The following is a 13,000-nucleotide window of genomic DNA, read 5'->3' on the forward strand; positions in this document are numbered from 1 at the left end:
TCATATTTTCTTGTTGTGCTATATCAGGGCTTATCATCAATTTAAGATATCAGGAAAAGTCAAAAATGCAAGAAATAGGATGGGGCCTGTTATTTGGTTCTTTAACTTCTATCATCCTGACCATATCTTTTGTCATATAGCTATCATATAATTTCCGAAATAATATTGAAAAATATGCTAGAAAGTCTATTATTCATACTACTTCTTTTAGTCAGTGGATTATTTATAGTAATTGCATTAATTATAATGTTGATAGCAGTTATTAGAAAATCTTCTGCATTAAAAAAAACGGCTCTTAAAATTACCATTATTCCTATTTTGTGTTGGGGATTAATTGCTGTTTGGTATTTTAAAACATTGCCATCAATCAATGAAAGTGAAATGGAAAATTTTGCGGGTATTTATACTTTAAATTCTTCTGGCAATGAATCATTTAAACCAAGTAAAAGTAAAATAAATGGATATAAATTAATCTTATTTGATGATGGAACCTATTTATTTGATGGTCATGAAAAAATAGGATTAAAAAAGCAGGGAACTTGGAAAACTGGAGGTATTGACGGGCTGTTTGAATTCTATGACGAAAACGGCAATCTATCTCAATGGGCAAGTCCTTATGATAATGATAATAATTATAGTCTATATTTTGAGAATCCAAATAAGCAAAATGCTGAAACTATACGATTTGTAAAAACTAAATCTGAATAATATATTCTAATTTAATATTAAATTAGAGATTCCTTTAATAATTCCATGAAACAACTAAAACTAATAACCCGAATTCTACTAATACTATTTGTTATATTATCTTCACTATCATTCTTAGCCATGATTAGCGTGTGCATTGCGATGATGGTTCCTTATTGGGGGAGAACAATGGGCAATGAGGCTTCCGGTTTTTTTAATGTAGCGCTCATGTTTACATTCTTCATTGGAATAGTCACCTTTATATTGTGGAGCATTTTCCTCAAGCAAAGAAAACAAAAAAACGATACTAAATAATCCAATAAATGCCTTAAAATGAAGATTGTTACTTGTTTGATATTTTTGATAATCAGTATTTTATTTTTTCCTGAAAAGAGACTTAATAAAGATATTTCCGGAATATGGAAGCTTAATCTCTATACAATGGATTCAGATACTATTTATTATGAAAATGCTGAAAAATATACCCTCAATTATTTTGAGAAAACATTAGGCAATCTTAAAGATTCCGAGGCAAAGAAAAGAATAGGTGAAAAATTGTATAATCAGTTTAAAACCGCTGAGCTCAATATTAATGAAAACACCATTACAGTCTATAAATTTGATGGAGATCAAACAAAAATTAACTTAAAATATAAACTTGTAGAAGGAAACATAATTCTTGATGAAAAAGCTAATCAGAAATACAAATACACTGTTGATTACAATCAAGAAACAGATATTCTGACTATAAAACAAGGGGATTCTAAAATGAATGTGGTGAGTAGGTATTCGAGATTAAGAAACTAATCAAAATATAACGGGACAGATCAAAATATTATGAAATATTCAGAAAAAAGAATTGAAAATTTGACCATTATCGAAAAAGCCGGAGAAGTTGTAGTAAATTATAAGAAAACAGCAAAAGACTGGTTTGATGCTTTTGCTACAATCTCTATTGGTTTATTTCTTTCCATAGCTACTTTTTCCAAATTTTTTCTAAAAGACTGGAGACTGAATTATACAATCAGGCAAAACTCTTAACAGTAGAATTAGATAAATATTTAAAATTAAAACACGAATGGAGAGGATATAAGGAATAATAATGTGTTAAAACGGATATTAATTTAAAAAATTCGAATATTTTCAGAAAAAAATATAGAATATTCATAACCAATTGGACTGACAAAAAAATGATTATATTTTCGTATCATCTTGTGAAGCTACCATTAATCACTGCTATCAGAATTATGTTGTTCCCCATTAAATCAAAACAAATAAAGGGATTGATTTATGCGGAAACCATGTCTGCGATGATACTAGGTTCACCTATTTTCTCTAAGTCCAGATTTTTTAACAGAGAAATTGTATTTTTTGCTCAGTGGGAAAATGAAAATGACCTAAATGTTTTTTTACAATCCACCTCAAGGGGAAGGCAAATAGCAAAAGGATGGCACGTAAGGTTAGAATTCTTAAGACAATGGGGAAGAATCTCAGGATTTCAAATTCCGAAAAAAGAGATGGAAATAGAAAACGAAAATACTCCTGTAGTAGCGGTTACTATCGCTCGAATGAAGTATATGCAAATACCAAGATTTCTTCGTTGGGGTAGGCCTGTTGAAAAACAAGTTCGAGATGATAATAGGACGACTCTGTCTTTGGCTTCTATTCGATATCCCAACATTATTTCTACTTTTTCCATTTGGAAAACACAAAAAGCAATGACAGATATGGTACATGGTCATAGTAAAATGCCACAGCCCAAAAGACATATCAATGCGGTGAAAGAACGGGATAGAAAAGATTTTCATTTTGAATTCACAACATTGCGGTTTAGACCATTAGCGGAATATGGTGAATGGAAAAATAAGTCAAATTATATCCTGAATAAAGCTGAATCGTTATAAGCTTATTATATACAAAACAAAATTATCAAATAGTGTGTATTTAATCAAATAATAATGAATAGATTAAATTTTAAATCAAAACTACTGACATTAATTCTATTATTTTTAATTTTTAACAGTAGTTACAGCCAGAATTTGTTAGATGAGGTTAAAAGCAATTCAAAATTAGTCATTAGACTAAAGGATTGTTATAGAGCCTTTCATATAAACAATATCATTGCTGAGCAAAAAGAAATGATAAACCTTACGATCGATGATAGTTCGGATGAAGAACTGAAAATATTGCTTGGTGATTATATTAAAGTCTGTGACAGTTTAAAAAAGATTCACTTTAAAAATGATACTCTTAACACTTATATTTCCGATTTTTTAGTGTTGACCAAACAGAGTTACAGCATTTCCAGGAATAAAGGCTTTAATTCACCTGATTTTAAAAAGGATTTTGAAAAGTATAAAGCATTCAGTGACAAATATATGAATTATTTTTACTCAACTTTTGCAACTCACAATTTTATTAGTATAAACGAGGAAATGTATTGGAAAACGATTGATAAGAACAATCATATTAAATCGGCCGATTATGAAAAATACAAAAAATTAAAAACAACAAATTTGAAAGATGCTCTGGTTCTGCTTGAGAAAATTTCAAAACATACAACAGACTTTCAGGAATATTATGTTTATAAAATTGAACTCGCAGATCAGTATGTAAGGAACGCTGAAAGGCTTGATGAAAATTCAATTAACAAAGCAATTGAGATTTACAAATCAATTATAGACCAAAAAAAGTATAGCATTTATCTTTTTGAAGCTTGGTTAAAATGGAGAATTGTTAGCCAACAGTTTGTTCATGGAATTTCAAAAACATCTGATATTCCGAATCATACATATGATAAAGTGAGAGAGCAGGCTGCGTTAACTGTTCTTGATTACATCAATACACACAGCAACGATGAAATGGCAATCAATGAGTTTCTTTTATTGTCAACACATGATGTTGTAAAACGCTTTGGTGATTACCCTTACGGAAATCAAAACACTGTAGAATATCATGAAACATTTGATGAAGAAAAATAAGCTATGATATTTATTAAAATTACCCTTGAAATATTTATGAAATTCTCATTCAAATTACTGTCTATTCTGATTCTACTTTTATTATTTTCTTCTGCCATTCATGCTCAGGAATTGCCATTTTATGATTTTGACCAGGTTGATTATTTTTCAATAGATATTAGTACTCAAGATATTTCCGACATAGAATATCAGAGAAAGAAAAACTCATTCGACTATAAAAAAATAAGTAAAAAAGATTCCTTGTTTTTGTCACTATTAAGAAATAACTATCCTGAAACAATACAAGAGGATTTTCCTGAAAAACTTATAAAATACGGTTTTAAGAAAACTGATATTGATAAAAAACGATACCCAGAAATAAATACTATTTTCAGCGAAAAGCCATGTAATGACGATTTAGGAAGTTTTTGCATTCCTACATTTAGAGATATCTTTATTTTCAGAAAAAAAGATCAGATTGTAGGAATTGCTAAGATCTGTTATAGCTGTCATCTTGCGACAATAATAGGCACTGAAAGAAATATCCGAAATTTCGGAAGTTGTGGTGATTTCCGTAAACTGCAGGAACTCATGAATAAGTAAATCCGGTTGAAATCTTTTGAAATGGAAAATGACTTCAAAAATGACACCCAATCTTTAATCAATGGCTTAAGACAAGCTGAAAGGATGTTGTCAGAATTTTCAGGCGGATACTCAGGTCAATATTTTTCTGCTGAAGAATTTCACAAAGATTTAAAAGATCATATTTTTGAATTGGAAAATGGAAACAAAGCCGTTCTGGAAGATTTATTTATATGGTTTGCTCCAACCTGTCAATGGGATGAATTCGTAGGGGATACAATATTGGGAGAAAGAATTTTTCAGCAGATTACTACCTTAAAAAATAATTAACCTCTTCTTATATGCAATAACATGAAAGTTATAAAGATGAATTTAAAAAAACTTAACAGGATCGTTCTGTGGATACTGATTGGACTTTGTGTTTTGACAATGCTTGGGCTCTTGAACTTTGGTCATGGGCTAGGAAACATTATTTATTTCCCGCCGATTATTTTAGCAACTGTTGGACATGTCTTAATTACAAGGTGGCTCAAGAAGAAAAATAACAATAAATATTGGCTTCCACTTATTGTGATAAGCTCCATTATTTGTTTGAGTATTATTTATTATGCGACATGGGGACGAGGCGGAGAGTTTTCCTGGGATGGAAGAGTGTTTTTTATAAAATAAAAACTCCTTTATGAAACTTCAAAACAGAAAAAATGAAAAATACTTTAATTATAATTTTGACATTAACATTGTTGAATAACTGCAATAAAATACAAAAACAAACTCAAGGCGAACATGAAAGAACTGAACTTGTTCCCGAGCCGGACAAAGCAGAAAGGTTAAAATTTGAAGCGATTGAAAAACTTAAAAAATCAAATTGTATTTTTGATGAGCCTGATGTATCACTTTCCGGAATAATTTTAAGAAATTCAGAAAGTGCCACAAAAATTATTGGTTCGGAAAATGATATGGATACATTAGACCATTATCGTTTTTATTCAAAACTTAAAGGCGAAATTCTAACATTAACACAACATCCCGGAGATAGTAAAAACCAGATTTCAATAATTAAAGTTCAGAAATCGGATAAACCCAATGGTGAATTTAAAGAATTAAACTTTGATACATTTGCAACAGGAAAAGGAATAAAATTAGGCCTGACAAAAAAGCAAATTATTGAAAAATTGGGGGATTGTTATGCACCAATTGACAGTACAAAAAATTACATAGAACTTTATTATGTCATTGAACAACCGCAAGACAGTAAATCAAAAATTTTGGAAAAGAACAATATGCCCAAATATTTTGCAAGTTATAAATTATGGAATGACAGATTAGAAAAATTTGAGTTTGGATTTGAATATCCCTGAAAGCAAATATTTACAAAGACAACAAAAAACATTGAACATTCATTATATGGTATTACAGCAAACGAAATTAGTACTAAATAATAGAGCAATTCTTGAAAGGGTAAACAATAAATTTATATGCAAATAAGTATGACGGAGGAACAATTAAAACTGCAAATTAAGAGAATGGAAATGATGTGTAAGTCTTTCCAATCAAATTCAGAAAAGTATCCGGAATTTCTACCGGAATTTGAAGCTTCTAAATCAATAAATAATATTCTGAAGCAATCAATTAATTTAACGAGTGAAAATTATAATGACATATTGAAAGTCCTGAAAAATCTTGACTTAATAAAACATTATGAGGGTTCGGGTTGGTATGACTATAAACTTCATTTAAATTCTTTGTTGAAACATAAATGGTTTAATGGTGTTAATTAGAAAGATGGAATGATATTTCAGTCCTTTTGGAATACCTAATCCATTATCTGCAACTAAACAAGACAGTATGCTGGAACAAATTGGAATTGACAGACAAATAAAGAAAGACATCATTAAAGGCATTCTATCCGAGACTTTTAAAGGATGCAAAATTCATTATTTTGATCAGGGAAACACTTGGGAAATTGAGGATGCAAAACAACTTGATGATCATTCAATTTGTTTCAGTCTTATTAAAAATGAAAGTGAATTTCCCATTATGATTGAAATAGCAGGAACTCCGGATAAGAATGCGCTAGAACGGGGACAGTATCTGGCAAAAATTATTTCAGATAAGCTGAATTGCAAGACCATTACAGATTATAAGGAACCGCATGAATCATTGTACTGTCCTTCAGATTCGGTAATTTTTGATAAAGGACACTCATACTTCGCAGATGACAGTAACACTATTTGGGCTGATGGAGAAGGCGATGAAGTAAAAATTGTAAAAGAAATTTTTCTGGTAAATTATAAATTTGATGATAAAGCTAATTTAATCAATGGCAGTAGTTAACAACTTTCTTTAGTTGAACCATTTGTCTATTTGTCAAGTAACGAGGATGTCTTCAAACACTATTGTAGATTACTTATTTGTTTGAGCCAAGTGAAATAGAAACTACAGACTTTTTTTCTGCTAAGAAACTTTTTAATTGGCTTTGTTTATCTAGAAACTGATTGTTTTTCAGTATTATACTTTCTTCTATAATAGAATCAAATCAGATAATCTTTCCCTTAATTTGAGATTTAAATAAAATCAGTTTAAATTTGACTTGCTAAAGATCTTTGGTAAGTCATTTTTTAACAAAAAAATAAGCTTATGCATCATCAATTGGAAAAACATTATGTCAATAGAGTCGGTTGGCTTCGTGCAGCGGTTTTAGGTGCAAATGACGGATTGTTGTCTACTACAAGTATTGTAATTGGTGTTGCTGCAGCTAATCCCGATAGAAATACCATTATTCTTGCTGCATTAGCAGGAATGATTGCAGGAGCGATGTCTATGGCTGCAGGAGAATATGTTTCAGTTAGCTCACAAGAGGATACAGAAAAAGCTGATCTTTTAAGAGAAAAACGGGAACTTGAAGAAATGCCGGAAGTGGAGTTAGGAGAATTAGCTAAAATCTATCAAAGGCGAGGTGTAAGCAAAGAAACTGCTTTACAGGTCGCCATTGAATTAAGTAATCACGATGCTTTGGCTGCTCATGTTCACGATGAATTGGGAATCAATGAAATTACTCAGGCAAAACCTTTGCAGGCTGCATTTGCATCTTTGGGTTCATTTGCTTTAGGAGCATTATTACCTTTTGGTGTTTCTCTTTTTGCTCCGATTAAGGAAATGGTATACTTCCAATACGGATTTTCAATTATTTTCCTAATGATCTTAGGGGCAATTTCAGCTAAAACAGGAGGTTCAAAAATAGGAATTGCTGTGCTAAGAATATGCTTATGGGGAACTGTTGCTATGGGAGTAACAGCATTAATAGGACATTTCTTTGGTATGACTATAACTTAGCGCAAGAATAATATATAAGAACTTACGATATTGCATTTTATGGATCGATTTTATTTTAAAATTGATAACTTAGTGAAAAATATATACAAATTTTTAATAATATTTTTATAATAAAACTTTAGACCATGAGAGTAGATCAAACTTTACCATGTCCGTCATGTGGAAGACCTATTACCTATAATCTGCAAGCATTAATTGCTGGAGCTAGTTTTGAATGTCTAAACTGTGGGGCAAAGATTAAAATTTACGCATCGAGTGTAAACGATGTAAAAAAGCATTATGAAAAATTCATAAATCTGAAAGATAAATCTAAAGCTCAAAAAGTTGATACATTCGCAATCAATGAATTTATTGAGATTATCGATAAATAATAATATTTATTGTTTTTTATATTATTATTTTACTTAATCAATACTGTACTTTAAATAAAAGTACTTGAAAAATACTACGATATAACATTCCGTCTTTTAATCTGATGTTTATAAAATTTCAATAAATGTTATCCAAACAGAACCTCTATATAATTTTCGTAGTAAGTCAAAATTTCTTATTTCATCAAAAGCATCTTCAAACGCATTTCTTCCGATGGTGAGAAGTTGATGCTCTTTCTCCGGTCTTCAAATAAAGTTAAATGCCTGAAAATAATTATTATTTCCTAACAGAAATCTTGATTCAATGAGCAGTTCTTGTCTCTGTTTTCTGGTAAAGCGGAACACCCTGATAAAATAACCTAATATTCAATTAGCATAAAATACTCTCACCAAAAATTGTAGGTGTAAAACATCTTTATTAATATTGTGTTCATATGTCCACGAAAAAAGTTTTTAGAACGCTTGGTTTTCCCAAAGTTGGTACCGTTTTATTTTTGTTGCTGATGATTTTGCATGGTTGCAAGGATGCTTCAGCAAAATCGGATAAAATCAATATAGGCTTTTCGCAAGGTTTGGGAAATCATCCCTGGAGACAGGCTATGAATCATTCCATGGAGATTCAGGCGTCTTTGCATTCTGAGGTACAGCTAAGCATTAGTAAAGCAGAAGGGTCGGTTCAGAAACAGATCGGGGATATTCAGAAGATGATAGATAATGAAGCGGATATCATCATTATTTCACCCATTGATCCCAATTCGCTGGTTCCGGTCGTGGAAAAAGCCTTTGCAAAAAAAATTCCTGTGATTTTGGTGGATAGAAAAATCAATTCGGATAAATATGCAACTTACATCGGTGCTGATAATGTGGAAATTGGCAAAGAAGCAGCGCAGTATATTATCTCGGATTCTAAAAATTTAAAAAAAGTCATTGAAATAAAAGGCTATGACAATTCTTCGCCCACTACGGAAAGAAGTCTGGGTTTGCAGCATACTATTAAAAATAATTCCAATACAGAACTGATAAAAACCTTCAAAGGTCTTCCGGCTGAAGCATTCAGAAAAACTCTGGATTCATTGGGAAATCAGGCTCTTTATGTTTTTGCTTTCAATGACCAACTAGCAACGCAAGCCTGGCAAATAGCGAGAAACGCCGGTGTGGAAAATCAAATCAAATTTATCGGTGTGGATGGTCTGAATACCAAAGACGGTGGAATCCAGATGGTTTTGGACGGTAAATTGAATGCCACTTTACTTTATCCTACCGGCGGAACGGAAGCCATTGAAACTGCTATTAAAATCTACAACGGGCAAATTCCACCGAAACGAATTAAGCTCAGTACAACCATTATCGACAGGCTGAATGCTGAAATTATGCGCAACCAGTTCGATAAGATCATCGAACAGCAGGGCGTTATCGAAAATCAGGTGAATGCCGTGAAAAAGCAGACCGAACTCTATTCTTCCCAAAGAGAATTGTTCCGCTGGTCAGTTGTTCTTTTGATTCTGATGTTTTGCCTGATTGCCTATGCTATTTATCTGATTTATACCATTAAAATTAAAAATAAACAGCTTACCCTCACCAACGAACGTGTGACGATTCAGCGGAATCAGATTGAAACCATTGCCAATGAACTCAAGGAAAGTAATGAAGCAAGAGTAAACTTTTTCACGGGTTTATCCCATGAATTCAAAACGCCGATAACGCTTATTTTGAGTTCTTTGGAATCATTGAAAGATACTTTTAAAAGCAAAGGGACAAAGCCGTCTTATGAGCTGGAACTGATTAATAAAAATTCAAACCGTTTGCTTAGGTTGGTGGATAATCTTTTGGATTTCAGAAAAATAGAAAATAAAACCTTCAATCTAAGGGTTTCCAAAACCAATATCTACGATTTCACTTATGGCATTTTCAGGGATTTTGAAAATGAGGCCAAAAAAAGGATTATTAAGTTTGAAATCCATTCCGCAAACAAAAATCTGGAACTGTATATTGACAGAAACCTGATGGATAAAGTATATTTTAACCTTTTGTCAAATGCTTTTAAGTTCACGCCGGACAATGGAAAAATTGAAATTACAATTCAGGAAAAAGGAAATCAGGCGGTTATCAGCTTCAAAGACAACGGTATAGGAATCCCGGAAAAAGAGATCCGCAACGTTTTCGAACCCTATTTTAAAGGTTCCAACAACCGGAAAAACAGTTCAGGAATTGGGCTTCATCTCAGCCGTCAGTTTGTGGAGCTTCATCTCGGGAAAATTGAGGTGAGTTCTTTTCAGGGAACGGAATTTATCATCAGTCTTTACAAAGGAAACAAGCATTTCAATGAAGATCAGATGATAAAAGAACCGAGTGTTATGGATGCGGAAACGCTGGCAAAAGATGGTGTTTTCGGCGTGGTGGAAGAAGGAAGTTTTATGCAAAATCAGGAAAATCCAGGTGATCGGTATTCTTTGCTTTTGGTGGAGGATAATTCGGATTTGTCGTTTTTCCTCAGCAATAAGCTTCAGACGGAATTTGATGTGATGGTTTCCGATGGTACGGATGCGATTGATAAGGCGCTAAGCGAGATTCCCGACATCATTGTCTGCGATGTGAATCTTCCTGGAAAAAACGGCTTTGAAATCTGCGAAATCCTGAAAAATGATCTCAGAACATCTCATATTCCGGTTATTCTTCTTACGGCTTTGGACAATAAGGAATCTTATCTTCAGGGACTGAAATCCGGGGTTGATCTTTATCTTACGAAGCCATTCAGCTATCCGATCCTGACACAGTCGCTGCGTTCATTACTTTACAACCGCGAAAAACTCCGTTATTATTACACCAACAACATTGGCAGAATCGTTGACAGTAAATCCTTCGGAAGTATGGAGCAGACGTTCGTGAACAAATTGAATCAGATCATCAAAACCAATATTGATAATCCCGATTTTTCAGTGGAAAATCTTGCAGATTTACTAAATATCTCAAGAATCCAGCTTTACAGGAAAATCAAGGCAATGTTTGATGTGAATGTAAGCGACTACATCAACAATATCCGCCTTGAACAGGCAAAATCGATGCTGCAAAATCCAGGACTGACGATTTCCGAAATTGCTTATAAAACCGGCTTTTCTTCCCCGAATTATTTCTCCACGGTCTTCAAAAATAAGTTTGGGGTTTCTCCGAATGTATTTAGGAAGAGCGTTGGTGAGGAGTAATTAATCCTTGTATATCTTTTCTTTTCTTTCCCGAATAGAGTAGCAATATCCGTGCGAACGAGATATCGTTGTCAGCACTAATAGATCTCGTTGTTCGGTTGCACAATGATGCATAGCTTGCTCGAAGTATTCATCTTATAAAAACTAAAGCCGTAGTTTCCAAAAAACCGACTTCAAATTTCGGTCAATCTTCCCACACTAAAATTCGTTCATACTTCTAAAAGTCCTAATAATCCACGTAACATTTTTATAGAATGGTGTTACATTTTTGAAACATTATTATCATATTTTGAAATTACATCAATTTTAAAATTTTGATTTTCAGTTAATTAAATTTAGTTAACAAATAATTAACCTTGACGAAATATTTTGTTACATAATTAGACCTTCGCATTCCTGTCCCGGGATATATTAGCCACAAACAAAGTAATATTTTTCAACAGATGAAATCGCTATGATTTGTAAACGCAACTATCAATAAGAGTAAGCGATTTCATTTGATCAATAAAAAATAATAAATATCTATATATGAATAAAATTTTGATGTGGTCTGTCACTGCGGCTTTGGCAGGATTTCTTTTCGGGTTCGATGTGGTGGTGATTTCCGGAGCCGATAAAAAACTGCAGGCGCTTTGGCAGAGTTCAGACGCATTCCACGGTGCGGTAGTAATGGGAATGGCATTGTGGGGAACCGTTATCGGAGCCATCTTTGGCGGAATCCCAACCAACAAATTCGGACGGAAAAAAACACTTTTAGCAATCGGCATCTTATACGCACTTTCAGCAATCGGAACAGCGCTTTCCAATGATCCTTATATTTTCGCATTTTTCAGATTTATGGGAGGTTTGGGCGTTGGAGCATCTACCATTGCAGCGCCGGCTTATATTTCCGAAATCGCTCCTGCAAAAGATCGCGGAAGATTGGTTTCATTGTATCAGTTCAATATTGTTTTGGGGATTTTGGTAGCCTTTTTATCCAATTATCTACTCAGTGGAATCGGAGATAACGACTGGAGATGGATGCTTGGTGTTCAGGCAATTCCGGCAAGTATCTACACCTTATGTGTGCTTATAATTCCGGAAAGCCCAAGATGGCTCGTTTCCAAAGGCAGAATAAACGAAGCTAAAAATGTAGTTAAAATCGTAAATCCGGATCAGGATTCTGACCTACTCATTTCTCAGATGGAAGACGATCATGCCGAAGCGCCAAAGGAAAATATTTTTATGAAAAAATATCGTTTTCCGTTGATGCTCGCTTTCCTTGTCGCATTTTTCAATCAGATGTCGGGCATCAATGCATTTTTATATTATGCACCGAGAATTTTTGGTGAGGCTGGATTGGGCGAGAAAACAGCACTTCTCAGCAGTATCGGAATTGGAGTTGTTAATATGGTTTTCACGTTGGTTGGTGTTAATCTTATTGACAAAGTCGGTAGAAGAACCCTGATGTATATTGGTTCTATCGGTTATATCATTTCGTTAGGATTGGTTTCTATGGCATTTTATTTCCATTGGTCGGGTTTGGCGATTCCTGTATTTTTATTCCTGTTTATCGCTTCTCACGCCATCGGACAGGGAACGGTGATCTGGGTTTTTATTTCCGAGATTTTTCCGAACCATCTCCGCGCATCAGGACAGGCATTCGGAAGCTCTACGCATTGGGTTTTGGCAGCGATCATTCCGTCACTTATCCCGACATTATTTTCTACGATTGGCGCCGGAACGGTATTTCTGGTATTTACGATCGCAATGGTATTCCAGCTGTTATTTGTGATTTTTATGATGCCGGAAACAAAAGGCGTATCACTGGAAAAATTAAGCAAAACACTTACAAAAGAATAAACCCTTCAAAAATCTTCGAGAAAAA

13 protein-coding genes are annotated in these 13,000 nt (G+C 33.4%); all 13 read left to right on the top strand.

What is annotated here, in order from left to right; translation table 11 throughout:
• Positions 1-174: 174 nt before the first annotated feature.
• On the top strand, positions 175-708 hold the full coding sequence (locus CRS_RS12855; protein WP_142724434.1) for a hypothetical protein: 534 nt from the start codon (positions 175-177) through the stop codon (positions 706-708).
• Positions 709-1,020: 312 nt separating this feature from the next.
• Positions 1,021-1,494, top strand: a complete 474-nt coding sequence (locus CRS_RS12860; protein ID WP_142724435.1) for a hypothetical protein — start codon at positions 1,021-1,023, stop codon at positions 1,492-1,494.
• Positions 1,495-1,524: 30 nt separating this feature from the next.
• Positions 1,525-1,728 carry a hypothetical protein gene (locus CRS_RS12865; RefSeq protein ID WP_142724436.1) on the top strand — a complete coding sequence of 68 codons (204 nt, stop codon included), beginning with the start codon at positions 1,525-1,527 and terminating at the stop codon, positions 1,726-1,728.
• Between the two features lie 149 nt (positions 1,729-1,877).
• The gene (locus CRS_RS12870) at positions 1,878-2,591 is read left to right on the top strand and encodes a hypothetical protein (protein ID WP_142724437.1); all 714 of its coding nucleotides are present in this window, start codon (positions 1,878-1,880) and stop codon (positions 2,589-2,591) included.
• 54 nt (positions 2,592-2,645) lie between these two features.
• The gene (locus tag CRS_RS12875; RefSeq protein WP_142724438.1) at positions 2,646-3,668 is read left to right on the top strand and encodes a hypothetical protein; all 1,023 of its coding nucleotides are present in this window, start codon (positions 2,646-2,648) and stop codon (positions 3,666-3,668) included.
• A gap of 3 nt (positions 3,669-3,671) precedes the next feature.
• Positions 3,672-4,250 (top strand): hypothetical protein, encoded by a 579-nt coding sequence (locus CRS_RS12880; RefSeq protein ID WP_142724439.1) that lies wholly within the window; start codon positions 3,672-3,674, stop codon positions 4,248-4,250.
• A gap of 21 nt (positions 4,251-4,271) precedes the next feature.
• Positions 4,272-4,559 (top strand): hypothetical protein, encoded by a 288-nt coding sequence (locus tag CRS_RS12885; RefSeq protein ID WP_142724440.1) that lies wholly within the window; start codon positions 4,272-4,274, stop codon positions 4,557-4,559.
• 371 nt (positions 4,560-4,930) lie between these two features.
• Positions 4,931-5,587, top strand: a complete 657-nt coding sequence (locus CRS_RS12890) for a hypothetical protein (protein WP_142724441.1) — start codon at positions 4,931-4,933, stop codon at positions 5,585-5,587.
• Between the two features lie 487 nt (positions 5,588-6,074).
• Complete coding sequence (locus CRS_RS12895; protein ID WP_142724442.1) at positions 6,075-6,563, top strand: hypothetical protein; 489 nt, start codon at positions 6,075-6,077, stop codon at positions 6,561-6,563.
• A gap of 303 nt (positions 6,564-6,866) precedes the next feature.
• On the top strand, positions 6,867-7,562 hold the full coding sequence (locus tag CRS_RS12900) for a VIT family protein (protein WP_142724443.1): 696 nt from the start codon (positions 6,867-6,869) through the stop codon (positions 7,560-7,562).
• Between the two features lie 125 nt (positions 7,563-7,687).
• Complete coding sequence (locus CRS_RS12905) at positions 7,688-7,933, top strand: hypothetical protein (RefSeq protein ID WP_123277807.1); 246 nt, start codon at positions 7,688-7,690, stop codon at positions 7,931-7,933.
• Positions 7,934-8,367: 434 nt separating this feature from the next.
• Positions 8,368-11,133 (top strand): substrate-binding domain-containing protein, encoded by a 2,766-nt coding sequence (locus CRS_RS12910; RefSeq protein WP_142724444.1) that lies wholly within the window; start codon positions 8,368-8,370, stop codon positions 11,131-11,133.
• A gap of 528 nt (positions 11,134-11,661) precedes the next feature.
• Positions 11,662-12,975 carry a sugar porter family MFS transporter gene (locus CRS_RS12915; RefSeq protein ID WP_142724445.1) on the top strand — a complete coding sequence of 438 codons (1,314 nt, stop codon included), beginning with the start codon at positions 11,662-11,664 and terminating at the stop codon, positions 12,973-12,975.
• Positions 12,976-13,000: the final 25 nt, after the last annotated feature.

The sequence above is a fragment of the Chryseobacterium sp. ON_d1 genome, from assembly GCF_006829085.1.
Classification (GTDB): domain Bacteria; phylum Bacteroidota; class Bacteroidia; order Flavobacteriales; family Weeksellaceae; genus Chryseobacterium.

What these genes read in the sequence shown, in the direction of transcription:
- CRS_RS12865 (WP_142724436.1), top strand. Translation starts at nt 1,525, where the DNA reads ATGAAATATTCAGAAAAAAGAATTGAAAATTTGACCATTATCGAAAAA.
- CRS_RS12910 (WP_142724444.1), top strand. Translation starts at nt 8,368, where the DNA reads ATGTCCACGAAAAAAGTTTTTAGAACGCTTGGTTTTCCCAAAGTTGGT.
- CRS_RS12895 (WP_142724442.1), top strand. Translation starts at nt 6,075, where the DNA reads ATGCTGGAACAAATTGGAATTGACAGACAAATAAAGAAAGACATCATT.
- CRS_RS12855 (WP_142724434.1), top strand. Translation starts at nt 175, where the DNA reads ATGCTAGAAAGTCTATTATTCATACTACTTCTTTTAGTCAGTGGATTA.
- CRS_RS12900 (WP_142724443.1), top strand. Translation starts at nt 6,867, where the DNA reads ATGCATCATCAATTGGAAAAACATTATGTCAATAGAGTCGGTTGGCTT.
- CRS_RS12905 (WP_123277807.1), top strand. Translation starts at nt 7,688, where the DNA reads ATGAGAGTAGATCAAACTTTACCATGTCCGTCATGTGGAAGACCTATT.
- CRS_RS12870 (WP_142724437.1), top strand. Translation starts at nt 1,878, where the DNA reads ATGATTATATTTTCGTATCATCTTGTGAAGCTACCATTAATCACTGCT.
- CRS_RS12890 (WP_142724441.1), top strand. Translation starts at nt 4,931, where the DNA reads ATGAAAAATACTTTAATTATAATTTTGACATTAACATTGTTGAATAAC.
- CRS_RS12880 (WP_142724439.1), top strand. Translation starts at nt 3,672, where the DNA reads ATGATATTTATTAAAATTACCCTTGAAATATTTATGAAATTCTCATTC.
- CRS_RS12885 (WP_142724440.1), top strand. Translation starts at nt 4,272, where the DNA reads ATGGAAAATGACTTCAAAAATGACACCCAATCTTTAATCAATGGCTTA.
- CRS_RS12915 (WP_142724445.1), top strand. Translation starts at nt 11,662, where the DNA reads ATGAATAAAATTTTGATGTGGTCTGTCACTGCGGCTTTGGCAGGATTT.
- CRS_RS12875 (WP_142724438.1), top strand. Translation starts at nt 2,646, where the DNA reads ATGAATAGATTAAATTTTAAATCAAAACTACTGACATTAATTCTATTA.
- CRS_RS12860 (WP_142724435.1), top strand. Translation starts at nt 1,021, where the DNA reads ATGAAGATTGTTACTTGTTTGATATTTTTGATAATCAGTATTTTATTT.